The organism is Salinivibrio kushneri, from assembly GCF_005280275.1.
Classification (GTDB): domain Bacteria; phylum Pseudomonadota; class Gammaproteobacteria; order Enterobacterales; family Vibrionaceae; genus Salinivibrio; species Salinivibrio kushneri.
Window position 1 is genome coordinate 1,891,972 of sequence record NZ_CP040021.1, and the last position, 24,064, is coordinate 1,916,035.

Consider the following 24,064-nt stretch of genomic DNA (forward strand, 5'->3'; position numbering starts at 1 on the left):
ATCGATATGGTTTCACGGGTTCCTTTTTATTTTTTGATTGGCTTTTTGGTCGTCGCTGGCATCGCACTCAGTGCCTACCGCCATCTTGTTTATGGCGTGCCATGGCTGGCGGATGAAACGCGCCAAGTGTGGCAAATCGAGGCCAGAATCAATTTTGATGCCACCAACGGGCCGGTCAAAGTCAGTTTGGCCGCACCAGATAGCCAACCCGGTCTGACCCTGATTGATGAAAGTACTTCATCGGCCGGGTACGGGTTTTCCTTGCTCGATACAGAGCATGGCCGCCAAGCACAGTGGTCGGCACGTCACGCCAGTGGTGAGCAAACCCTTTATTTTAAAAATCAGATGCTGGTCGATGACAGTGCGCGCTATACCATGACCCCACCAGAGGATGACGCGGTGGCGGCGCCTGTCATGGATAATGCGGCTAAAAACGCCGCACTCGCTTTGCTTGACCGTGCTCGTGCTCGCTCTGCCGATAACATCACTTTGACCCGCGAGCTGATCAAGCAGCTTAATAGTCCTGATAGTCAAAACGCGGCGCTGCTGCTCAACACACTGGATAAACCCGACGCCCTGCGCAAAACCTTGGCCCTTGAAGGCATTCATGCGCGCGTAGTGGGCGGTTTAGAGCTTGAGGATGGCCGGCGTCGACAAAGCATTTCTCCCATGTTGCAAGTGTGGCAAGACAGCCGCTGGCATTTGTTTGACTTGGTGAGCGGCCAAAATGGCCATCACGATAACACGCTGTTATGGAACCAACATGGCGGGCCGCTGCTAGAAGTGATGGGCGGTGAGCACAGCCAGGTGCATTTCTCCATCATTTCGCAAGATATCAGTCCGCAACAGGCCACCTCGGCCAAGGTGTCGGCCGACGATTTGCTTAACTTCTCGATTCATAGCTTGCCGATTGAAGAGCAGGCGATGTTCAAAACCATCATGCTGATCCCAATCGGTGCGCTCATTGTGGTGTTCTTGCGGGTGATTGTGGGGCTCAAAACCTCTGGCACCTTTATGCCAGTGCTCATTGCCGTCGCCTTTGTCCAGACCCAGCTCATTACCGGTATTGTTGGTTTTGTACTCATTGTCGGTACGGGGCTGGTGATCAGAAGCTACTTGTCCCGGCTCAATTTACTCTTGGTAGCACGTATATCGGCCGTGATTATTACCGTGATCCTGATTATTTCCGTCTTTAGCGTGATTGCTTTCCACATTGGCTTAATGGAGGGACTCACCATTACCTTCTTCCCGATGATCATTTTGTCGTGGACCATCGAGCGAATGTCGATTTTGTGGGAAGAAGAAGGAGCGAAGGAAGTGGTGATTCAAGGTGGCGGCTCACTGCTCACTGCCGTACTGGTGTATTTAGCGATGACCAATGATTTGGTTCGCCATCTCACCTTTAACTTTATTGGCCTGCAGTTGGTTATTCTCGCCCTTATCTTGCTACTGGGTAATTACACGGGCTATCGCTTGTCGGAACTCAAGCGCTTCCGCCCCCTAGCGGAGCCGAGTAATAAGCCACTTGGACTGGCAGCCACTTCAGGAGACGATGATGCGCAAACTCCTCGATAAGTTAGCCTCGCCATTTCGGCTTAACCAAGCGGGGATCATGGGCATGAACCAACGCAACATTCGCTATATTGGACGTTACAATGATCGGCGTTTGTATCCGTTGGTTGATGACAAGCTAAAAACTAAACTCATCGCCCAACAAGCGGGGGCCACGGTGCCTGAACTGATTGGGGTGATTGACAGCCAAGCGGATGTCAAACGCATCCACGCCATGGTCGCCAATTGGCCCGGCTTTGTGATTAAGCCTGCACAGGGCTCTGGCGGGAAAGGTATCTTAGTGGTGACCAAAAACCACCAAGGTGTCTATACCAAAGCCTCAGGGAAAGCGGTCAGCCACAATGATGTGGAGCGCCATATCACCAATACCTTGGCGGGCCTGTTCTCGCTGGGTGGCAAAGCCGATGTGGCGGTGGTCGAAAACTTAATTGCGTTTGATGATAGCTTTCAAGGATTTAGCTATGAGGGTGTGCCTGATATCCGGGTGATCGTTTTTCAAGGCTACCCAGTGATGGCAATGATGCGTCTATCGACATCGGCGTCTGATGGCAAAGCTAACTTACACCAAGGGGCCGTCGGCGTCGGGTTAGATATTGCGACAGGTAAAGCACTAAAAGCGGTCCAGTTTAATCGCCCTATTACTCACCACCCCGATACGCACCAAGATCTCTATACCCTTAGAGTGCCTCACTGGCAGCAGCTGCTTACCCTCGCCGCCAGCGCATGGGAAATGACAGACTTGGGCTATATGGGCACCGATATGGTGCTGGATAAAGATAAAGGTCCAATGGTACTGGAGCTCAATGCTCGCCCAGGCCTCGCCATTCAAATTGCCAATGGATGTGGCCTGCTTCCGCGTCTTGCCCTGATCGAATCGCTACCACCTTGTCGCTACCCGCCTTTACCGGAAGACCGGGTGGCGTTTTCGATGCAGCATTTTGCAGGTCAAAGTACGCAGCCCTTGCAACCGCGGCTTGCCCAAGCAGGCTAATTTCCCGTGTACATCCATAGAGAATACAAGGCCGTACAAACAGGCGTAGGATAAAATAAAAGTGTTAAAGTTTTATTCTCGCGGCCGATACCCTAGTTATCATCATTATCGACCAGGTCATAAATAGGGTAACCACAGTGACTATCCATACCATCGACAAAGCGCAGCTGATTAGCGACGTTCAGTTTGGGGACAACCTAAACCATGCGGTGGTACAAGGTCGTCGTTCCGACTTTGCCCTGATGATGGCCTTATTGTCAGGAGATGCCAACGAGTCAACCCCGCTGACGCCCGTCGATAAGCCCGTCAGCAATGATCAGGTACTCCGTCAGCAGTTCCAGCTGGCTGAGCCGCAACCTCTTGCCGCGAGCAATGAACAAGACTATTTGCGTGCAGGGGCACAAGCCGATGCCTTTCACCGCGGCGGCATTGCCAGCGCGAATCTACGCTTTCAGCTTGCCCCAGCGGCAATGCATTATCCCCCTCAAGGCACACACGGTTTTGATGAGGCGGTCTATCATAATTTGTCTGGCCACGAGCGCCGTCATTTAGCCGATACCGAGCCCAAGCGCCCCGCCTATAACCCTGCCACCTTGTATGAAAAACTCACCACTTCGCATTGCTTTGATAAAATGCGTGTGAGCGCATAATGCGTCAGATCGCAAGTCGATCTTGATGACATTTGTTGATCCTTTATCAAACTGTGATCCTCTATAGATTCCCGATATTCTTTTTGCCATTCCTCCTGACGTTTTGCGTCTTTTTTTCGCAGTCCTCGTATTTATGGTCCAGTATTACACTCCCACGCTTGAATAAGGTGTGAGTAAGCTGTCACTTTCTCGTGATTTGCTTGGGTAAAAAATGCATCAGTCTGTTTTAACAGCCTGATAATTATGAGGAAATTCTCATGAAGATCGATAGCGCAGTGGTCGTCATTACCGCAGGTGGCTCACCGTCCGGACGCGCCATGGCTGAGCACTTTTGCTCGCTTGGCGCAAACGTGGTTTTGCTCGATACCGAGTGGCCAGCACTACGCCTAAGTGCCGATCAATGTCGCGACTACTTGGGGCGTGTTCAGCCTATTTGTCTCGCCGATCATGAGCCTGATTCGATTCACGATGCGTTCACCCAGGTCACTCAGCTTTTTGGTGGGATTGATGTACTGATCAATCATTGGCAAGGGGATGTTTTGCCTAGTCTGTTTGACAGACAAAAACACTACGATGGCCCCAAAACCCTCAGTGATACCACGTCACAATATTTTCTGGTGGTCCAACGCGCAGCAGAATGCATGCAACAACGCGGCACACCTGGTGTGATCATTAATGTCGCGGGCACTCACCTCACGCCGGATACGGTTGCCAACGCCATGATTGGCGGCTTGACCCAACGGTGGGCGAAGGAGCTATCAGCACTGAAAATTCGTGTCGGCGGTATTGTTCCGCGCCATCGTCACCAGGCGAACAGCGGCATTGATGATGAATTTATTCGCAATGCCGAATACATCGTCTCCAACGATTCTTTTAACGGCCGGTTGTTAGAGGCAAGTGGGTAGAAGATCGCTCTCTCAAATACAAAAAGACCCGCCGGAGCGGGTCTTTGTCGTTAAGCGGTTGCCTAGGCTATATTAGGCGTCTGCTTTTTCATCTTTTTTCACAGCTTTCGCGGCTTTAGTCGGCGCGGCGGCTGGTCGGTCATCTTTCTTCTTGATCACCGTGGTGCCTTCAAAGGTTTCACATTCTACGTATGGTTTACCGTAGTAAGACGCAACCAACACATCTTTCAACTCTTTGATCAGTGGATAGCGTGGGTTAGCGCCTGTACATTGGTCATCGAACGCTTCTTCCGCCAGCTCATCCAGTTTGGCCATGAAGTCTGCTTCTGGTACACCCGCCGCTTGGATAGAGGTTGGGATGTCTAGTTTCAACTTCATGTCTTCCAACCAGGTTAGCAAACGCTCAATCTTCTGTGCGGTACGGTCACCGGCTTGAGCTAGGCCAAGATGGTCAGCGATTTCTGCATAGCGACGACGTGCTTGTGGGCGGTCGTACTGTGAGAAAGCTGTTTGCTTGGTTGGGTTGTCATTGGCGTTGAAACGCACCACGTTGGAAATCAGCAATGCGTTCGCCAAACCGTGTGGAAGGTGGAACTCAGCACCGATTTTGTGCGCCATTGAGTGACACACACCCAAGAAGGCGTTAGCAAACGCGACACCAGCAATGGTGGCACCATTGTGCACTTTCTCACGTGCGATTGGGTCGTTTGCACCGTGCGTATAGCTCGCTGGCAGATAGTCTTTCAGCAGTTTCAACGCTTGCAGAGCTTGCCCTTCTGAATACTCGTTAGACAGGATAGACACGTAGGCTTCCATCGCGTGAGTAATCGCATCGTAACCACCAAAGGCAGTCAGTGACTTCGGCATGTTCATCACTAGGTTGGCATCCACAATTGCCATTTGTGGTGTCAGCTCGTAGTCGGCCAGTGGGTACTTCGCGCCCGTTTTATCGTCTGTCACTACCGCAAATGGCGTCACTTCTGAACCGGTACCTGATGTGGTTGTCACACAAACCAGCTCGGCTTTTTTACCCATTTTCGGGAACTTGTAGATACGTTTACGGATGTCCATAAAGCGCATCGCTAGCTCTTCGAACGCCGTTTCAGGGTGCTCGTACATGACCCACATGATTTTCGCAGCATCCATCGGTGAACCACCACCTAGGGCAATAATCACGTCTGGCTGGAAGCTCTTCATCGCTTCCGCACCTTTGCGCACCACGGTCAATGTTGGATCCGCTTCTACTTCAAAGAAGGTATTTACGTCCATGCCTTGCGCTTTAAGCATTGACTCGATTTGCTCAGAATAACCGTTGTTAAACAGGAAACGGTCCGTCACGATCATCGCGCGTTTCTTGTCTTCTAAGTCACCCAATGCGATTGGCAAGCTGCCGCGACGGAAGTAGATCGATTTTGGTAGTTTGTGCCACAGCATATTCTCAGCTCGCTTCGCTACGGTTTTCTTGTTCATCAGGTGTTTAGGCCCAACGTTCTCAGAAATTGAGTTACCACCCCATGAGCCACAGCCCAATGTCAGTGAAGGTGCAACGTTAAAGTTGTACAAGTCACCGATACCACCGTGCGTGGTTGGAATATTTACTAGAATACGTGCTGTTTTCAGGCGATCACCGAAATACTTGATACGGTCTTGGTTAACGTCTTGGTTGGTATACAGGCCTGAGGTGTGGCCGATACCGCCCATTTCCACCATTTTGCAAGCCATGTCGACAGCGTGCTCAAAGCTTTTAGCGCGGAACATACCTAGGGTTGGAGAGAGTTTCTCGTGCGCAAACTCTTCTTCAATGCTGATTTCCAGCCCTTCACCAATCAGGATTTTAGTGTCTGATGGCACGCTTACGCCGGCCATCTCCGCAATCTTAGTGGCAGGTTGGCCCACGATATCCGCGTTAAGGTTACCGTTGATAAGTAGTACCTTACGCACTTTATCGGCGTCTGCTTTGCTCAATACATGGCCTTTGTGCGACGCAAAGCGTTCTTTCACTTCGTCGTAGACTTCGTCCATCACGATAACTGCTTGCTCGGACGCACACACCACGCCGTTATCGAAGGTTTTTGACATCAGCACAGACGCGACAGCACGTTTAATGTCAGCGGTTTCGTCGATAACCACAGGCACGTTACCCGCACCTACGCCAATCGCCGGTTTACCTGATGAGTATGCCGCTTTCACCATGCCTGGGCCACCGGTCGCCAGAATCAGGTTAATGTCGTCGTGCTTCATCAGTGCGTTAGAAAGCTCAACTGAAGGTTGGTCAATCCAGCCTATGATGTCTTTGGGTGCGCCCGCAGCCACGGCTGCATCAAGAACCAGCTTCGCCGCATCATTGGTCGAGTTTTTCGCACGTGGGTGTGGCGAGAAGATGATGCCGTTACGCGTTTTCAGTGAGATCAGTGATTTGAAGATCGCAGTCGACGTTGGGTTAGTGGTTGGCACGATACCGCAGATAAGGCCAACGGGCTCGGCGATAGTCATGGTGCCGAATTCGTCATTCTCTTCCAGAATGCCGCAGGTTTTGTCGTCTTTGTATTTGTTGTAGATGAACTCAGAGGCGAAGTGGTTTTTGATAACCTTGTCTTCGAGGATACCCATGCCTGACTCTTCAACCGCTTGTTTCGCCAGTGGGATACGCGCGTTGTTTGCAGCCAGTGATGCGGCACGGAAGATCTTATCTACTTGCTCCTGTGAATAGGTGGCAAATTCTTGTTGTGCCTTTTTGACACGCTCAACCATCGCGTTGAGTTCAGCAATATTAGTGACAGGCATAGTCGTCTCCTGGTTCATATTTGAAAATCATTTAGTAATTGCTTGCCGCAGCGTCTTGGCTTACTAAGCCTTGTTTATCTTTACTTAGTGTCGCCGTTCGGTGCGTGGCATTTAGTAAATAACTTTCAAAACTGAGTATAAGTTTTCACAGCGTGAGTAACTTGATCTCGATCAGTTGTTATCAAATCAACCGCAATAAAATTTACGCTTAACCCCCACAATCACTGGGTTTAATATTTTTGTAGCACAGAACACATGTGTCTAAAATTTTCATCACAGTAACATATAATTTACATGGCAAGGCAAATATAAATGTCGATACTGTATGTAAATTTCAACAAAAAACCCGAAAGACGGTTGTTTCTGTTCACGACATCGACCCTCAGTATAGTTTGCCGAGCGAAAGTTGCATGACGATAAATCGTTTGGGTTATCAGCGAAAGCGGGTTCAAAACGCGCAACTATTGCATTCAGAAAATAATAGCTGAGTGGTTGGTTTTTAGGCTGACATCGCTATACTGGCGCCATTGATTTAACCCGAGAGAAACTGGACTTCCTCACAGCATTACGAGAGTCACCATGGCCGCTTTCGACACCATGATTTTTGTGCAGTTTTTTGTCGGGCTTTTTGCCGCCGTTAACCCTATCGGTATCATGCCCGTTTTTGTCACCCTCACCGTACATCTTGATAAACAAGAACGAAACCGCACGGCATACACCGCCGCCATCGCGGTGGCGATCATCTTGATTGTTTCCTTGCTTGCCGGACAGATGTTGCTGGATTTATTCAGTATCTCACTCGATTCATTCCGGGTAGCCGGTGGCATGCTGCTGCTCAGTATCGCTTTTACCATGATGAACGGTAAGTTGGGGGAAGGTAAGCAAAACAAGCAGGAGCAATCCGAGACCATCAGCCGTGAACAAGTGGGCGTGGTACCGCTAGCGATGCCACTGCTCGCGGGGCCAGGTGCGATCAGCTCAACCATTGTGTATGGCTCTCAGTACCCAGATACGTGGAGTACGATTACACTCATCACCACCCTAGTGCTGTTCTCTGCAGGGATTTGGGGGCTGTTTAAAGTCGGTCCTGCAGTGGTGAAATTTTTAGGCCAAACGGGTATCAACGTTATTACGCGGATAATGGGCCTTATCCTTGGTTCCCTCGGGATTGAGTTTATCGCCTCTGGCATGCGCGCCTTGTTCCCCGGCCTTAGCTAAACGCGCGATAAGCCCCTTCAGCGCGTAGAGATAGAAAATCGGCACGCAGTCAGTTGCCGTGCCGGTTTTTTGCGGCTCAATCATGGAAGATTTTTAGCAAGGTAAGCGAATGAATAAGTCACAAAGCCGTCTTCAACACTACCTATACACCACCATCTTTGGCACCGAGACGAAGCACGGGAAAGCATTTGATTTGGTGCTAATTGTGATGATCTTGGCCTCGATGGTGGTGTTGATGCTGGAATCCATCGCTAGCTTTCACGCTCAATGGTCGCAATGGCTCTATTGGATTGAATGGGGCTTTACCGGCATCTTTACCATCGAGTATTTACTGCGCCTTTATTGCTCTCCGCGCCCGTCTGCTTATGCGCGAAGCTTTTACGGCGTGGTGGATTTACTGGCGATTCTGCCCACCTATATCGCGATTTTTGTCCCAGGCACCACTTACCTGATGGTGGTACGCCTGTTGCGGGTATTGCGCATTTTCCGTGTTTTGAGGCTGATGCGCTTTTTGGAAGACTCCAACATATTGTTACGCTCGATGATGCTGTCATCGCGCAAGGTGATGATTTTCTTCTTCTCCGTGGCGATCCTGGTCACCGTCTTCGGCGCACTCATGTACGTGATTGAAGGGCCAGAGAATGGCTTTACCAGTATTCCCTATGCCATCTATTGGGCGATCGTCACCCTCACCACCGTCGGCTATGGCGATATTGTGCCGCAAACCGATATTGGCAAGGCACTCGCGTCTTTCACCATGTTGATGGGCTATTCGATTATTGCCGTGCCTACAGGGATCATCACCGCCGAAATCGGTCAGCAGATGTCACTGCATCGCAACTTGGTAAAATGCCCTAACTGCTCAAAAAGCGGCCATGAGTCCGACGCCTCATTTTGTAAGCATTGTGGCAGTGAACTGCCGGAAGCCGATAAACGCGTGGTCACACCTGGGCTGTAACACTGGCTTCACGTTGATTGGTACGGCAGTCGCTGCGAGTAAAAGCACGAGATACCGATAATAAAAAACGGAGCAGGTCGGCTCCGTTTTTAGTGGCTCAATGGCAAGTAACAGTCGCTTACTTACGACGCCAAGTGGTGCCTTGTGGGCCGTCTTCCAGCACAATATCCATCGCGGTGAGCGCATCACGCGCGGCATCGGCGCTGGCAAAGTCTTTGGCTTTACGGGCATCGTTCCGTTTTTGAATGAGCGCCTCGATTTCAGCCACTTCATCATCAGCCCCTGCATCGCCTTGCAAGAAGCTATCGGCATCTTGCTCGAGCAAACCAAGAATCGACGCTAACTTGCGCATTTGCGCGCCCAGCGCGGATGCCGCCGCCTGATCATCGCCGCGCAGTCGATTAACCTCTCGAGCCATATCGAATAGCACCGAATAGGCCTCTGGGGTATTGAAGTCATCGTTCATCGCTGCTTCAAAGCGTGCCACGTATTCATCGCCACCGGCAGGTACGGCCTGTGTGTCTAAACCGCGAAGCGAGGTGTACAGACGCTCAAGTGCTGAACGGGCTTGATTGAGGTTTTCATCGCTGTAGTTCAACTGGCTGCGATAGTGACCGGACAGCAAGAAATAACGCACGGTTTCGGCATCATAATGTGCCAATACATCACGGATGGTGAAAAAATTCCCCAAGGATTTAGACATCTTTTCACGATCAACCATCACCATGCCGCTGTGCATCCAGGTATTGACATACGGGGTGTCATGGGCGCAGCAAGATTGGGCAATTTCGTTCTCATGGTGCGGGAACTGCAAATCAGAGCCACCACCATGAATATCAAAATGTTCGCCCAAGATCGCAGAGTTCATTGCCGAGCACTCAATGTGCCAACCTGGACGGCCTGGTCCCCACGGGGATTCCCATGTCGGCTCGCCAGGTTTGGACATTTTCCACACCACAAAATCGAGAGGACTGCGCTTGGCTGTTTCAACATCCACACGGGCGCCCGCTTGCAACTGATCGAGGTCTTGCTTTGACAGCTTGCCGTAAGCATCAAACTTGGCCACTTCAAACATCACGTCGCCATTATCTGCGACATAGGCGAAGCCACGCTCAATCAGCTTTTCTACCAGTGCGATGATTTCATCGATGTAGTCAGTCGCACGTGGCTCGATATCAGGACGCGCCATGTTTAAAGCATCAAAGTCTTGGTACATTTCACCGATCAAGCGCTCGGTCAATGCGTCACAGCTCTCGCCATTTTCCGCCGCACGCTTAATGATTTTGTCATCGATATCCGTGATATTACGGACAAAGGTCAAATCAAAGCCCAAGTAGCGCAAGTAGCGCGCAATCATGTCAAACGAAACAAAAGTACGCCCGTGACCAATATGACAGAGATCGTAAATCGTCACCCCACACACATACATGCCGATTTTTCCCGGCGTGATGGGTTGAAAGACAGCTTTATCTCGCGTCAGTGAGTTGTAGATCTTTAACGGGGGGGTTTGCGTCGACATAATTATTTGATGACTCGTTACAATAGTGACAATGAGTAAGGTGAAGCAGCTATTACACCTTTTCTACTGGCTTGACGCAAGCCTCTCACGCCCGCGACACCCGGTGAAACATTCAGACTAGGCTCACAACTTAGCGTTGAAACTCCCCTTATCGCTTGAGCTAACCGAGACCTTTGAATTATTTTTCAGTGAAGAATCTTTATCGATAAGTATTTATTAGGCAAACTGGCCCTCTGACTGATTGGCACTCACCGATCTTATTGAGACTAACCGAAGTGGCAAAATAATGACTGATAACGCAACCCCTTCCGCTCCCCAAGAGGACAAAGTTGACCTCATTTTACGCCAATGGCACGACGAGCGCCCGGATATCGACCCCAGTCCGATGGCGATCACCGGCCGACTCGCGCGGGTTTTGGGCAATATTAACCCCAAACTACAACAAGTCTTTGGTCAGTATAATCTCAACCCTGGCGAGTTTGATGTGTTGGCCTCCCTACGACGTGCAGGCTCGCCCTATACGTTAACCCCCAACCAGCTGCTCGATGCCCTGATGCTTACCTCGGGCGCGATGACTAACCGTATTGATCGCCTCGAACAAAAAGGTTTGGTATCTCGGAGCCCGGATCCCAACGACCGCCGTGGCGTGTATGTGTCACTGACAGACGCGGGCATGGATTTAATTGATGATGCAGTGACCGATCACACCAACAATTTACACCAGCTCTTGGCGGGCCTCACCGCCGACGAGCAAGCCGAGCTCGCCGTGTTGCTTAAAAAGTTGCTCGCGCATGTTGAGCCTGCATCTTAATCACTGCGATGCCGCTTAGAGGCCAGTGAAGCGTACGGGGATGATGATTAATTCCACATCCAGGGGATCTTTTCTTGATCAGCGAATACTTTCGGCTAAAATCTGTGATCCTTTTTAGCCAAGCCAATGACAGGATTACATCATGGTGACTCTTCATACCACGTTCGGTGACATCAAACTTCGCATGTTTGCAGACGAAGCACCGGCCACGGTCGAGAACTTTTTACAATACTGCCGTGACGGCTTTTATAACGGAACCCTGTTCCATCGCGTGATTGACGGCTTTATGGTCCAAGGCGGTGGCATGGCCTCTGGCATGGAAGAAAAAGCAACGCGTGCGCCGATTAAAAACGAAGCAGATAACGGCCTAAGCAACTTGACCGGTCGCTTGTCGATGGCGCGTACCATGGAGCCGCACTCAGCAAGCTCGCAATTCTTTATCAACGTCAATGACAACCTGTTCTTGGATCACAAAGCCAAGACACCAGATGGCTGGGGCTACTGTGTGTTTGCCGAAGTGGTTGAGGGCATGGACGTGGTCAACAAGATCAAAGGTGTTGCCACCGGTAACTGGGGTTATGTGCACCAGGACGTGCCGGTCGAAGAAGTGTTGATCAATAGCGTGACTATCGAAGACTAAGATGACACTATCGAGCAAGGGTAGCCAAGGCTACCCTTTCTTTTATCACCACCATAAAGCCAACGCATGTCACATACCCTCTTTATTGCCGATCTCCATTTAAGCCCAACGCGGCCAGATATTACCGACTGCTTTGAGCGTTTTATGCACAAAGAGGCGATAAACGCCGACGCACTTTATGTGTTGGGGGATTTATTTGAGGTGTGGATTGGCGATGACGACCACAGCCCGTTCCACCAACAAATCAAAGCCGCCTTTTCTGCAGTGACTGAGCAAGGCGTGCCGGTGTATTTTATTCATGGCAATCGCGACTTTTTGATTGGTCAACGCTTTGCCAAAGAAACCGGCGTGACGCTATTAAACGAGCTTGAGTGCATCGATTTATATGGCACCCCTACCCTTATCTTGCACGGGGATACCTTGTGCCTAGAGGATGTTGATTATCAGGCGTTTCGCCGCAAAGTCCACCAGCCTTGGTTGCAGCGACTCTTTTTGTGCTTGCCGCTAACATGGCGTCGCAAGATTGCGGCCAAAATGCGCGCGGGCAGTGCCAATGCCAACCAGCAAAAGTCGTCAACCATCATGGATGTCACGCCACAAGAAGTGCAGCGCCAGTTAGATAAAGCGGGAGTGGTTAACATGATTCACGGCCATACTCACCGCCCTCATATTCATCAGTGGCACCAACACGGCACCGCGTACCAACGCATTGTGTTAGGCGACTGGTACCAACACGGCTCTGTACTGGTGTGTCGCCAACAAGGCTGCGACTTACAAAGCCGCGACTTCGCCAATTAATAAGCTATTTAGCTCATCGTTAAGAGATAGTTATGCAGACTGATCTATGCCCTTGTTGCAGCAATCAAGCCTATCAAGCCTGCTGCGCGCCCATTCATCAAAACCCCGCCAATGCGTCTCATCCAGAGCAATTAATGCGCGCTCGCTACAGCGCACATCCCAAAGGCTTGGTAGATTTTATCGTTGCGACCTACCACAGTGAATGTGGCGCCGAATCGTTTCGTGTAGACATTGCCACCATGACCCAACATCAGTGGCAGTCACTCGAGGTCTTCGATAGCGAGGTGTTGCAGCAAGGTGAACTTGGCTTTGTGACCTTCAAAGCCCACTTTATTGCCGACGGTGAGCCTCAGTGCCTGTACGAGCGCTCTCGTTTTGTCAAAGAAACGATCGATGGACAGCGTCAGTGGCGATATATCGATGGTGTCTTCCCCGGTCATGTCAAAGCAGGGCGCAATGATCCCTGTCCGTGTGGCAGCGGGCGTAAATTTAAAAAGTGTTGCGGCTAGTTTCTTTCACCCTCTGACCAAAAGCTGGTTAAAAAACAATCAAGAATTCTTTTCCTTAGTCGATAATGTTAGTAAGACCAGAGGAGGATGAATCATGAATTGGCTCGGCAATCTCAGTCCCGTTTATCGCACACCGCATGCGCCGCCCACCAAAGTATGGGCGATTCGAAAACAAGCTCATATTGAGGAGCGCAAGCAGCGCCGCTTAGATGACCCTAATGATCCTCAACATCACGCTCAGAAAGAGCATGAGGAAAACAAAAGAAAAAAAGACGGTGAGCTAGATATTTACGTATAAGTTCATCGCCCAGCCGCTAGGCTATCGCCACCACAGATAAAAACGTGTGGAAAAAAATAGCGGATCATTGGTTGCAATCTAAGCTGATTTTGATAATGTCAAAAGCAGTTAAATAAAGTTCAACGTAACGACGGACGACACAAATGACTTCAGCGCTAATGACAATGCATCACCACCATCATCCTGACTAGTCTTTCGGGAGGAATGGTTTCGACTGGAAGACGAGTAAAAAGCGCTTCCGTCGGTCATTAGCCAGCTAACAGATTCAGACCCTCGGGAGCACCGTCTTCCGAGGGTTTTTTCTTTTTTAGCTTTTCATTTTTAGACAAGGAAGCACACATGCAAACACAACGCTTACGTATCGCCATCCAAAAAAAGGGCCGCCTGGCCAAAGAATGCCAAGAGTTACTCAAACGCTGCGGGGTAAAAATCAATTACACCGGCGAACGTTTAGTGGTTCACGCCGAAAACATGCCCATCGATCTGCTACTGGTCCGTGACGATGATATCCCGGGCCTTATCATGGACGGCGTAGTTGATTTAGGGGTGATTGGCGAAAACGAGTTAGAAGAAGTACGCCTTGAGCGCATCAAGCTGGGCGAGCCCAGCCAGTACCAGCTGCTGCGCCGCCTCGACTTTGGCGGCTGCCGTCTCTCTATCGCCCTCGATAAAGACCAAAGCTATAACGGCCCACAAGATCTGGCCAACCAACGCATTGCCACCACCTACCCCAACATCCTTAAAGCCTATATGGACAAACAAGGTGTGAGCTTTAGCACTTGTATGCTCAATGGCTCAGTCGAAGTCGCGCCGCGTGCAGGGCTCGCCGATGCGATTTGTGATTTGGTCTCAACAGGTGCCACCTTAGAAGCCAACGGCTTGAAAGAGGCCGAGGTGATCTTCCGCTCTAAAGCGGTATTAATTCAGCGTGAAGGCAGCTTCAGTGAAGAGAAAACCGCATTGATTGAACGCTTGCTCACCCGCATGCAAGGGGTCATCCAAGCCAAAGAGTCCAAATACATCATGCTCCACGCACCCAGCGAGACCTTAGAGCAAGTGGTCGAGCTACTCCCCGGCGCGGAAGATCCCACCATCTTGCCCTTGGCACATGAGAAGAGCCGTGTCGCTGTGCACCTGGTGAGTACCGAGAACCTGTTCTGGGAAACCATGGAAAAACTGAAGCAGTTGGGTGCAAGCTCAATTTTGGTCCTGCCGATTGAAAAGATGATGGAGTAAATCACCATGCGTACTGTGGTCTGGAAATCACTCGGAGAGTCACAAAAAGAAGGCTTAATGCGCCGCCCTGCGATCACAACCGGCGCGCAAACCCAAGCGAGCGTCGCGGATATTATCGCCGATGTCCGTGAGCGGGGAGATGAAAGCTTAAAAGCATTGACCCAAAAGTTTGATGGTGTCGAACTTGATAGCATCAAGCTCGACAAAGCGACCTTGGCCGAGGCTGAAGCGCGCTTGGGAGAAGATATCAAACTCGCCTTACGCCAAGCCTACGACAACATCAGCACCTTTCACCGCGCGCAAAAAGCGCAACCGTTGAAAGTCGAAACCATGCCGGGGGTGGTGTGCGAGTCCATCACTCGCCCGATTAACCGCGTGGGGCTGTATATTCCCGGCGGCAGCGCGCCTTTGCCCTCTACCGTATTGATGTTGGGCGTCCCCGCACAAATTGCCGGCTGCCGCAAAGTAGTGCTGTGTACCCCACCACCGGTAGCCGATGAGATTTTATACTGTGCCAAACTGTGCGAGATTGATGAAATTTATACCCTTGGCGGCGCACAGGCGGTAGCGGCGATGGCTTTTGGCACTCAAAGTGTGACCAAGGTGGATAAAATTTTTGGCCCGGGCAATGCCTATGTCACCGAAGCCAAACGTCAGGTAAGTCTCGCCGCCAATGGTGCAGCCATGGATATGCCCGCTGGCCCCTCGGAAGTGTTAGTGATTGCCGATGCCGGCGCGGATCCAGACTTTGTGGCCGCCGATTTACTCAGCCAAGCGGAGCACGGCCCCGATTCGCAAGTGGTGCTGGTGACCCCCGCCCCGGAAATGGCGGAGAAAGTGGCGGATGCGGTGCAGCAGCAATTAACCACGCTAAGCCGCGCGGAGATTGCTAAACAAGCGCTGGGTAGCAGTGTGATTATCATTGCCGACACCCTCACTCAGTGCGTGTCGATTTCTAACCGCTATGGGCCGGAGCACTTGATTGTGCAAACCCAACAACCAAGGGATTTATTGCCACTGTTAGATAACGCCGGCTCGATTTTCTTAGGGGCCTACTCGCCCGAGTCTGTGGGTGATTACGCCTCTGGCACCAATCACGTGCTCCCCACTTATGGCTATACGCGCACCTACAGCAGCCTTGGACTGGCCGACTTTACCAAGCGGATGACGGTGCAAGAGCTTAGCGACACGGGGTTACAAACACTGGGCCCGACAGTGATGCGCATTGCCGAAGCAGAAGGCTTGGATGCACACCGCCAAGCGGTCGATATTCGTCTGACTAAACTACAACAAACTCAAGACTCAGAGGACTCGTTAGCATGAGCATCGAAAAACTCGCCCGTGAGCAAGTACAAGCGCTCACGCCTTATCAGTCAGCCCGCCGCATCGGCGGTAGCGGGGATGTCTGGCTCAATGCCAACGAGTCGCCCTTTGACAATGCTTACACCGTAAGCGGCCAAGGGCTCAATCGCTACTCCAGCTGCCAGCCTGCCTCATTGAGTAATGCCTATGCAGACTATGCCGGCGTAGACACCAACCAAGTCATCACCACCCGCGGCGCCGATGAAGGGATTGATTTGTTGCTGCGTGCCTTTTGCGAGCCAAACCAAGATAGCGTGCTGATCTGTCCACCTACCTATGGCATGTATGCGGTCAGTGCCGAAAACCAAGGGATCGCCACCACCCAAGTCCCTCTCACCGCCGACTGGCAGTTAGACATGGCAGGGATTGATACCGCCTTGGAGGCAGATGCCAGCATCAAGCTTATCTTCGTGTGTAGTCCTAATAATCCGACTGGCAATCTCATTAACCGTGACGACATTGAGGCGCTACTCACCCGTACCCAAGGTCGCGCGATTGTGGTGCTAGATGAGGCCTATATTGAATTTAGTCCAGAAGCGACCTGCACCGACTTGCTCGCACGCTTTGATAATCTGGCCATTTTGCGCACCCTATCAAAAGCGTTCGCTCTGGCGGGACTGCGTTGCGGCTTTACCCTTGCCAGTCCCGCGATTATTAACTTGATGCTCAAGGTGATCCCACCTTATCCCGTACCGGTGCCCGTCGCAGACATTGCCGAGCAAGCGCTCTCCGAAGCGGGCTTGGCGCGAATGAAATATCAGGTTTTGGACTTAACCGCCAACCGTGCCTATTTGCAAGCCGGCCTCAGTATGCTGCCAGGCGTTGAGGTGCATCCAGGTTTTGGCAATTATCTGCTCATCACCCTAGATGACGCTGACGCGGTGTTCGCACGTTTAGGGCGTGCCGGCATGATAGTGCGCCAAACCGCCGTGGCCAACAGCTTGCGCATCAGCATTGGTAACCGTGACGAATGTGAAAAAGTGCTGGCCTTTATCCGCCAGCAACTCAGTGAATAAGGACAACCACTGTGAAAGACAAGATTTTATTTATTGACCGTGATGGCACCTTGATTGTGGAGCCGCCTGAAGACTATCAAGTGGATCGTCTGGATAAATTGGCCTTTGAGCCGGACGTGATCCCCGCGTTGCTGAGCCTGCAAGCGGCAGGTTACACCTTGGTGATGGTGAGCAATCAAGATGGTCTGGGAACCGAGAGCTTCCCGCAAGCGGACTTTGATGCGCCACACAACATGATGATGGCCCTGTTTCGCTCACAAGGGATCCATTTTGAAGACGTACTGATTTGCCCGCACTTTGATAGCGATGACTGTAGCTGTCGCAAACCCAAACTAGGCTTGGTGAAAGACTATCTACAGCAAGGCCGAATTGATTTCGCCCAATCAGCGGTGATTGGCGATCGCGACACCGATATCACTTTAGCGAACAATATGGCGCTACAAGGGATCAAATATCAACGCGACGTGATGGGCTGGCCACAGATTGTCGAGCGCCTCACCCAGCAGCCGCGATTGGCCAGCGTCACCCGCGCCACCAAAGAAACCGACATTCAAGTGGATGTTAACCTGGATAAGAGTGGCGGCAGTCGCATTGAAACCGGATTGGGCTTTTTTGACCACATGTTAGACCAAATCGCCACCCACGGCGGCTTTCAGCTCAACGTTTGCGTCAAAGGCGATTTGCACATCGACGACCACCACACTATTGAAGATACCGCCCTGGCGTTGGGCGACGCACTCAAACGGGCGCTGGGAGATAAACGCGGTATTGGCCGTTTTGGGTTTAGTCTGCCGATGGATGAATGCTTGGCGCAATGTGCGTTGGATTTATCTGGACGCCCCTATTTGAAATTTGAGGCCAGCTTCCCGCAGCCACAAGTGGGCGACATGTCGACCGAAATGGTAGGACACTTCTTCCGCTCATTGACCGACACCTTGGCCTGTACCCTGCACCTAACTGTGTCAGGCGAAAATACCCACCACTTGGTGGAAAGCTTATTTAAAGCCTTTGGCCGCACCTTGCGTCAAGCGATCAAGGTCGAAGGCGACGCCCTGCCAAGCAGTAAAGGAGTGCTGTAATGCGCAAACAGACTGTCATTATCGATACCGGCTGCGCCAATGTGTCCTCGGTGCGCTTTGCTGTCGAGCGTTTGGGGTATCAAGCAACACTAAGCCGCGATCCGGACGTGGTACTCGGGGCGGATAAACTCTTTTTGCCCGGCGTCGGCACCGCCAGTGAAGCGATGAAGAACCTCACCGAACGCGGCTTGGTGGATTTAGTTAAGCAAGTGGAGCAACCGCTGCTGGGAATATGTCTTGGTATGCAAATGCTAGGGACGCACTCCGATGAAGGCGATAGCCCCGTCGATTGCCTCGGTCACATCCCCGCGCCCACCAAACTGATGGATACCGCAGGGCAGCCTCTGCCCCACATGGGGTGGAACCGGGTCGCCACCGTTAATGACCATCCCTTATTCGATGGCATTCCCGCGGGTAGCCACTTTTACTTTGTCCACAGTTACGCGATGCCGGTCGGAGATTACACCTTGGCACAATGTCATTATGGCCATGCGTTCAGTGCGGCCATCAATCAAGGCAACTACTATGGAGTTCAGTTTCACCCTGAGCGCTCGGGCAAAGTGGGCGCGCGTTTGATTCAGAATTTTTTGGAGATGTAAGCAAGGATGATTATACCAGCACTCGATTTGATAGATGGCCAAGTGGTGCGCCTTTATCAAGGGGATTATCAGCAAAAAACCGACTACAGTTTTGACCCGCGTGAGCAGTTTGCGCGTTACCATCAAGCGGGGGCAGATTGGCTGCACCTCGTAGATTTAACCGGTGCCAAAGATCCCACCGCGCGTCAGGTCGATTTAATCACCGAGATTTTGCAATCAACGCCTGCCAATATCCAAATCGGCGGCGGCGTGCGCACCGAAATGGACGTGATTGAGCTGCTAAACACCGGCGCGCAGCGCGTAGTGATCGGCTCCACCGCGGTCAAATCCCCCGATTTGGTCAAAGGCTGGATGCAAACCTACGGCCCTGACCGGATTGTACTGGCACTCGACATTCACATTGACAGCGACGGGACGCGACGCGTGGCGGTGTCCGGTTGGCAACAAGACTCCGGCGTCACCATTGAAGCGCTACTCGACGATTATCTATCCGTCGGGCTCAAGCATGTGCTGTGCACTGATATCTCCCGCGATGGCACCTTGCAAGGCAGTAATGTGGCGCTCTATCGCGACTTGTGTCAGCGCTATCCGAGCATTGCATTTCAATCATCAGGCGGCATTGGCCGTCTAGAAGACATTCGCGCCTTACGCGATACTGGCGTGGCAGGCGTGATCGTCGGCCGCGCCCTACTGGAAGGCAACTTTAGCGCAGAGGAGGCGATCGCATGCTGGCAAAACGGATAATTCCTTGTTTGGACGTCCGCGACGGACAAGTGGTTAAAGGCGTGCAATTTCGCAATCACGAAATCGTCGGCGATATCGTCCCGCTCGCCAAACGCTATGCCGAAGAAGGCGCTGACGAACTGGTGTTTTATGACATCACCGCCTCCAGTGACAGCCGGGTGGTCGATAAAAGCTGGGTCAGTCGCGTCGCGGAAGTAATTGATATCCCCTTTTGCGTTGCCGGTGGGATTAAATCCGAAGCCGATGCCCAGCAAATCTTGGAATTCGGTGCGGATAAAATATCGATTAATTCACCCGCCTTGGCCGATCCGAGTCTGATCACGCGGCTGGCCAATAAGTTTGGCGTGCAGTGCGTGGTGGTCGGGATTGATTCCTTCTTCGATGAAGCGACCGGATACTATCAGGTCTATCAATTTACCGGTGATGAAAGCCGCACTCAGGCCACGCCTTGGCAAACCGCCGCGTGGGTTGAGGAAGTTCAACAGCGGGGCGCAGGCGAAATCGTACTCAATATGATGAACCGCGATGGCGTGCGCCAAGGCTATGACTTAACCCAACTCAAAATGGTAAGAGAGCGCTGTCAGGTGCCCCTGATTGCCTCCGGCGGTGCCGGTGAAATGTCGCATTTCGCCGACGCCTTTTTACAAGCGAATGTCGATGGCGCGCTGGCCGCCTCGGTGTTTCATAAGCAAATCATCGCGATAAGCGAATTAAAACAAACATTAAAACAACAAGGGATCGAGGTAAGAGTATGACGGCAGCGTGGGTAGAACGTATCGATTGGGAGAAAAACGCCGGCTTGGTGCCTGCGATTATCCAACACAGCGATAGCGGCCAAGTGTTAATGCTGGGCTACATGAATGCCGATGCACTGAACGCGACGCTCGAAACCGGTCACGTCACCTTTTGGTCACGCAGTAAATCACGCCTTTGGGTAAAAGGCGAAAGCTCCGGCCATGTGTTAAGTCTGGAGCACATTGCACTCGATTGCGATCAAGACACCTTGTTGGTCACGGCGACGCCACACGGGCCCACCTGTCACCTCGGCACGACCACCTGCTTTGACAGCGATAACAAACCACCACACACGGGGCCCGGCTTTTTGTCGAGCCTAGAGCAAGTGCTTGCCAGCCGTAAAGACGCCGCGCCTGATGACTCTTACACCGCAAGCTTATTTGCCAAAGGCACCAAGCGTATCGCGCAAAAAGTGGGGGAAGAAGGCGTCGAAGTCGCCCTAGCTGCCACGGCAGGCGATAAAGCCGAGCTATTAAACGAAAGCGCCGACTTGCTTTATCACCTGTTGGTATTGCTGCAAGACCAAGAGCTTAGCCTCCACCAAGTGATCGAAGTCCTCGCCTCTCGCCATCAAGGCTAACAGCCACGCGCGTTAACCTAAACATAACCCCTCCAAAGCGCCGCCCACATGCGGCGCTTTGTGTAACGCAAGTTATCTCACTCGCAATTTAAGAGATAATACACGCCTTTGATTGACGCTCATCCCATGCCAAAATACGTTTGATGCATGATCAAATCATTCGCAGATAAACGAACGCAGGCACTATACTCAAAGGGAACGTCAAAGAGGTTCCCTACCGAGCTGACGGTACGTGCGGCAAGAAAGTTGGAGTATATCGATCTCGCCACACAGCTCGATGATCTCAAGGTACCGCCCGGTAATCGCCTTCACGCTTTGTCAGGAAACAGACAAGGGCAATATGCAATAGCGATAAACAAACAGTGGCGCATTTGCTTTCGCTTTGAAGACGGTGACGCGTATGACGTCGAGGTTTGCGACTACCACTAATGAGGTAACAGTGATGACGATTTTCAATACAACTGGCATGCAACGCCAACCGACGCATCCTGGAGCCATGTTGCGCGAAGACTTTCTGCCCGATTACGGCTTGAGTGTAGAACAATTGGCTGATGCTTTGGGCGTCTCTCGTCAATCGATGATTGCCGTATTGGATGAGCGTAAAGCCGTGAGCCCGGAGCTGGCGCTTCGTCTCGCTCGTCTGTTTGGTAACTCGCCTGAGTTTTGGCTCAATGCGCAAAGGGCCGTTGATCTTTGGGAGGCGTCGCAATCAATTAAACACGAGGTAGCAAAAATAAAACCGCTTGATGTCGCTTAATCGCGCGTCATGGCCGTAGCAGATCGCCAAATCCTGCTCAGATCAGTTAAACTGCCTGTATTCCCGACAGTTAGTGACAAGGCGTCCTATGTTTAACGGCAAATCCATTCTGATCACCGGCGGTACTGGCTCTTTTGGTAAAAAGTACGTCCGCACCCTGCTTGAACGCTATCAACCACGCCGTCTCGTGGTGCTCTCTCGCGATGAGCTCAAGCAATATGAAATGCAGCAAACCTTTAACGCCCCTTGCATGCGCTATTTTATTGGCGATGTGCGTGATGGCGATCGTTTAATGCAAGCGATGCAAGGCATTGACTATGTGATTCATGCTGCTGCACTCAAGCAGGTACCTGCCGCCGAATACAACCCGATGGAGTGTATCAAGACCAACATTCACGGTGCAGAGAATGTGATTCGTGCCGCGATTGCCAACGGAGTGGAAAAGGTGATTGCGCTCTCGACCGATAAAGCCGCCAGCCCCAATAATCTCTATGGCGCCACCAAACTGTGTTCAGATAAATTGTTTGTCGCCGCTAACAATATGACCGGGGGCCAAAAGACACGCTTTTCGGTGGTGCGCTATGGCAATGTGGTCGGCTCGCGCGGCTCTGTGGTGCCTTTGTTTAAGAAAAAGGCAGCGGAAGGCGCGGATCATTTGCCCATTACCCATCCTGAAATGACCCGTTTTTGGATTACCTTGCAGCAAGGGGTGGATTTTGTGCTGAAAAACTTTTCACGCATGTATGGCGGGGAAATATTTGTTCCTAAGATCCCATCGGTTCGCCTGACGGATCTCGCCAGCGCCTATGCCCCGAACACGCCCGTCAAAGTGATAGGCATTCGTCCCGGCGAGAAAATGCATGAAGTGATGTGTCCGGCTGACGATGCGCATCTGACGCTCGAATTTGCCGATCATTACGTGATTTGCCCCACCATTAAGTTCTACGACGCCGATTATGACTATCGAGAAAATGCGTTGGGCGAAAAAGGACAGCCCGTGCCAGAGGGCTTTGAGTATCAATCAGGCACTAACCCAGATGTGTTAACCGTCGAGGCCATTTTGCAACTCGACACCGAGCAGTAAAGGAGTATGGCGTTGATCCCATACGGAAAGCAGCATCTTAGTGAGCAAGACTATGCCGCTGTGCTTGAGGTGCTAAAAAGTGATTATCTGACGCAAGGCCCGCAAGTTCCGGCTTTTGAAGCCGCCGTCGCCGAACTCACCGGGGCGGCGCATGCGGTCGCCGTCAATAGCGCGACATCTGCCCTGCATCTCGCTTGTCTGGCGTTAGGACTGGGCCCTGGCGATCGTTTATGGACCTCGCCCATCACCTTTGTCGCGTCAGCCAATTGTGGCCGATACTGTGGTGCCGAGGTAGATTTTGTCGATATCGACCCAGACACACGTAACCTATGCCCCCAGCAGCTCGCGAAAAAACTGGCGCAAGCGGCCGCGACTCGCACCTTACCCAAAGTACTGGTGGTGGTGCATATGGCCGGCGCCAGTGCACCAATGGCCGAGATTGCCGCGCTTGCCAAGCGTTATCAGATAGCCATTATTGAGGATGCGTCACATGCGATGGGCGCACACTATCAAGGCGCGGCAGTGGGTGGATGCCAGTACAGCGATATTAGCGTATTTAGTTTTCATCCGGTCAAAGTGGTTACCGCGGGAGAAGCCGGGGTTGCAACCACCCAACATGCCACATTGGCGAAAGCGCTGCGTCAGTTACGTAGCCACGGCATCACCCGTGATGCAGAAGACAGCCACGCTGCCCTGCCACCTTGGGGTTATGAGCAGCATGCATTGGGGATGAACTATCGCCTCTCGGATATTCATGCCGCGCTTGGCCGTTCACAATTAACCCAACTTAGTTCCTTTATCGCCAAACGGTTTGCACTCGCTGAACGCTACCACCAAGCGCTGGCGGATTTGCCCGTCAAGCGGCCCGTTTTAGACCCTGAGTCGGCATGGCATTTGTATTTGATTGAGCTTGAGCACGCCGATACACGCCGCGCGGTTTTTGAAGCAATGCGTGCGCAAGGCATTGGCGTGAACGTGCACTATATTCCTGTGCATACGCAACCTTACTATCAGGCACTGGGCTTCCAGCCCGGAGACTTTCCGCTTGCCGAACAGTATTACGCGGGCGCACTCACTTTGCCGCTTTACCCCGATTTAACCGAGCAACAGCAAGATACAGTGATTGCTGCGCTACAAAAAGCCATTGAGGATGCGTGAC

General features: G+C 51.8%; 24 protein-coding genes, 1 pseudogene and 1 other annotated feature. Of the genes and pseudogenes, 23 read left to right on the forward strand and 2 right to left on the reverse strand.

Annotation, left to right across the window (positions count from 1 at the left end):
* Window positions 1-6 precede the first annotated feature (6 nt).
* The 4 genes and pseudogenes from FCN78_RS08870 to FCN78_RS08885 form a co-directional block, all read left to right on the forward strand.
* Window positions 7-1,509: pseudogene (locus FCN78_RS08870) on the forward strand (inactive transglutaminase family protein); the annotation flags it as partial.
* Between the two features lie 46 nt (window positions 1,510-1,555).
* Window positions 1,556-2,563, forward strand: coding sequence for an alpha-L-glutamate ligase-like protein (locus tag FCN78_RS08875; RefSeq protein WP_077486936.1), 1,008 nt, complete (start codon window positions 1,556-1,558; stop codon window positions 2,561-2,563).
* A gap of 137 nt (window positions 2,564-2,700) precedes the next feature.
* Window positions 2,701-3,213 carry a VC2046/SO_2500 family protein gene (locus tag FCN78_RS08880; RefSeq protein WP_077659402.1) on the forward strand — a complete coding sequence of 171 codons (513 nt, stop codon included), beginning with the start codon at window positions 2,701-2,703 and terminating at the stop codon, window positions 3,211-3,213.
* Window positions 3,214-3,470: 257 nt separating this feature from the next.
* Window positions 3,471-4,118, forward strand: a complete 648-nt coding sequence (locus FCN78_RS08885; protein WP_077521223.1) for an SDR family NAD(P)-dependent oxidoreductase — start codon at window positions 3,471-3,473, stop codon at window positions 4,116-4,118.
* Between the two features lie 72 nt (window positions 4,119-4,190).
* On the opposite strand, the gene adhE is transcribed toward FCN78_RS08885, so the two are convergent.
* Complete coding sequence (gene adhE, locus FCN78_RS08890) at window positions 4,191-6,920, reverse strand: bifunctional acetaldehyde-CoA/alcohol dehydrogenase (RefSeq protein ID WP_255377298.1); 2,730 nt, start codon at window positions 6,918-6,920, stop codon at window positions 4,191-4,193.
* 561 nt (window positions 6,921-7,481) lie between these two features.
* Between adhE and FCN78_RS08895 the strand changes: the two genes are divergently transcribed.
* Both FCN78_RS08895 and FCN78_RS08900 read left to right on the forward strand, forming a co-directional pair.
* A complete protein-coding gene (locus FCN78_RS08895) occupies window positions 7,482-8,120 on the forward strand; it encodes a YchE family NAAT transporter (protein ID WP_077459195.1) in 639 nt (212 codons plus the stop codon).
* A 109-nt stretch (window positions 8,121-8,229) separates the two neighbouring features.
* Entirely contained in the window at window positions 8,230-9,078 is an 849-nt protein-coding gene (locus FCN78_RS08900; protein WP_046075348.1) for an ion transporter, read from the forward strand.
* Window positions 9,079-9,196: 118 nt separating this feature from the next.
* Here FCN78_RS08900 and cysS read toward each other — a convergent pair whose 3' ends face one another.
* Window positions 9,197-10,597: a cysteine--tRNA ligase gene (cysS, locus tag FCN78_RS08905; protein WP_077659401.1), complete on the reverse strand. Its 1,401-nt coding sequence runs from the start codon at window positions 10,595-10,597 to the stop codon at window positions 9,197-9,199.
* Between the two features lie 286 nt (window positions 10,598-10,883).
* Between cysS and FCN78_RS08910 the strand changes: the two genes are divergently transcribed.
* The 17 genes from FCN78_RS08910 to pseC all read left to right on the forward strand — a co-directional run bounded on the left by FCN78_RS08910 (window position 10,884) and on the right by pseC (window position 24,063).
* Window positions 10,884-11,408: a MarR family winged helix-turn-helix transcriptional regulator gene (locus tag FCN78_RS08910; RefSeq protein WP_077459193.1), complete on the forward strand. Its 525-nt coding sequence runs from the start codon at window positions 10,884-10,886 to the stop codon at window positions 11,406-11,408.
* A 142-nt stretch (window positions 11,409-11,550) separates the two neighbouring features.
* Window positions 11,551-12,048, forward strand: coding sequence for a peptidylprolyl isomerase (locus tag FCN78_RS08915; protein WP_069361219.1), 498 nt, complete (start codon window positions 11,551-11,553; stop codon window positions 12,046-12,048).
* Window positions 12,049-12,114: 66 nt separating this feature from the next.
* On the forward strand, window positions 12,115-12,846 hold the full coding sequence (lpxH, locus tag FCN78_RS08920; protein WP_077459192.1) for a UDP-2,3-diacylglucosamine diphosphatase: 732 nt from the start codon (window positions 12,115-12,117) through the stop codon (window positions 12,844-12,846).
* 32 nt (window positions 12,847-12,878) lie between these two features.
* Entirely contained in the window at window positions 12,879-13,355 is a 477-nt protein-coding gene (locus FCN78_RS08925) for a YchJ family metal-binding protein (protein ID WP_077459191.1), read from the forward strand.
* A 94-nt stretch (window positions 13,356-13,449) separates the two neighbouring features.
* A complete protein-coding gene (locus FCN78_RS08930; RefSeq protein ID WP_077459190.1) occupies window positions 13,450-13,653 on the forward strand; it encodes a hypothetical protein in 204 nt (67 codons plus the stop codon).
* Between the two features lie 166 nt (window positions 13,654-13,819).
* Window positions 13,820-13,958 (forward strand) — a sequence feature (His leader region).
* Between the two features lie 34 nt (window positions 13,959-13,992).
* Window positions 13,993-14,889, forward strand: a complete 897-nt coding sequence (hisG, locus tag FCN78_RS08935; protein ID WP_069361215.1) for an ATP phosphoribosyltransferase — start codon at window positions 13,993-13,995, stop codon at window positions 14,887-14,889.
* 6 nt (window positions 14,890-14,895) lie between these two features.
* The gene (gene hisD, locus FCN78_RS08940) at window positions 14,896-16,212 is read left to right on the forward strand and encodes a histidinol dehydrogenase (RefSeq protein ID WP_077521209.1); all 1,317 of its coding nucleotides are present in this window, start codon (window positions 14,896-14,898) and stop codon (window positions 16,210-16,212) included.
* A gap of 2 nt (window positions 16,213-16,214) precedes the next feature.
* Window positions 16,215-17,267 carry a histidinol-phosphate transaminase gene (gene hisC, locus FCN78_RS08945; protein ID WP_106407191.1) on the forward strand — a complete coding sequence of 351 codons (1,053 nt, stop codon included), beginning with the start codon at window positions 16,215-16,217 and terminating at the stop codon, window positions 17,265-17,267.
* 11 nt (window positions 17,268-17,278) lie between these two features.
* Window positions 17,279-18,346 (forward strand): bifunctional histidinol-phosphatase/imidazoleglycerol-phosphate dehydratase HisB, encoded by a 1,068-nt coding sequence (gene hisB, locus FCN78_RS08950; protein WP_077659399.1) that lies wholly within the window; start codon window positions 17,279-17,281, stop codon window positions 18,344-18,346.
* Window positions 18,346-18,945 carry an imidazole glycerol phosphate synthase subunit HisH gene (hisH, locus tag FCN78_RS08955; RefSeq protein WP_077659398.1) on the forward strand — a complete coding sequence of 200 codons (600 nt, stop codon included), beginning with the start codon at window positions 18,346-18,348 and terminating at the stop codon, window positions 18,943-18,945. Before hisB ends, hisH begins: the two co-directional genes overlap by 1 nt.
* A gap of 6 nt (window positions 18,946-18,951) precedes the next feature.
* Window positions 18,952-19,689: a 1-(5-phosphoribosyl)-5-[(5-phosphoribosylamino)methylideneamino]imidazole-4-carboxamide isomerase gene (gene hisA, locus FCN78_RS08960; RefSeq protein WP_069361210.1), complete on the forward strand. Its 738-nt coding sequence runs from the start codon at window positions 18,952-18,954 to the stop codon at window positions 19,687-19,689.
* Window positions 19,671-20,444 carry an imidazole glycerol phosphate synthase subunit HisF gene (gene hisF / locus FCN78_RS08965; protein WP_069361209.1) on the forward strand — a complete coding sequence of 258 codons (774 nt, stop codon included), beginning with the start codon at window positions 19,671-19,673 and terminating at the stop codon, window positions 20,442-20,444. Before hisA ends, hisF begins: the two co-directional genes overlap by 19 nt.
* Window positions 20,441-21,064 (forward strand): bifunctional phosphoribosyl-AMP cyclohydrolase/phosphoribosyl-ATP diphosphatase HisIE, encoded by a 624-nt coding sequence (gene hisIE, locus FCN78_RS08970; protein ID WP_077659397.1) that lies wholly within the window; start codon window positions 20,441-20,443, stop codon window positions 21,062-21,064. The genes hisF and hisIE overlap by 4 nt, the downstream gene beginning before the upstream one ends.
* Window positions 21,065-21,211: 147 nt before the next feature.
* The gene (locus tag FCN78_RS08975; RefSeq protein WP_077521192.1) at window positions 21,212-21,493 is read left to right on the forward strand and encodes a type II toxin-antitoxin system RelE/ParE family toxin; all 282 of its coding nucleotides are present in this window, start codon (window positions 21,212-21,214) and stop codon (window positions 21,491-21,493) included.
* A 13-nt stretch (window positions 21,494-21,506) separates the two neighbouring features.
* Entirely contained in the window at window positions 21,507-21,821 is a 315-nt protein-coding gene (locus FCN78_RS08980) for a HigA family addiction module antitoxin (RefSeq protein WP_077659396.1), read from the forward strand.
* An 88-nt stretch (window positions 21,822-21,909) separates the two neighbouring features.
* Window positions 21,910-22,905, forward strand: a complete 996-nt coding sequence (gene pseB, locus FCN78_RS08985) for a UDP-N-acetylglucosamine 4,6-dehydratase (inverting) (protein ID WP_077521186.1) — start codon at window positions 21,910-21,912, stop codon at window positions 22,903-22,905.
* 12 nt (window positions 22,906-22,917) lie between these two features.
* Complete coding sequence (gene pseC, locus FCN78_RS08990; protein WP_077659476.1) at window positions 22,918-24,063, forward strand: UDP-4-amino-4,6-dideoxy-N-acetyl-beta-L-altrosamine transaminase; 1,146 nt, start codon at window positions 22,918-22,920, stop codon at window positions 24,061-24,063.
* The last annotated feature ends 1 nt before the right edge of the window (window position 24,064 follow it).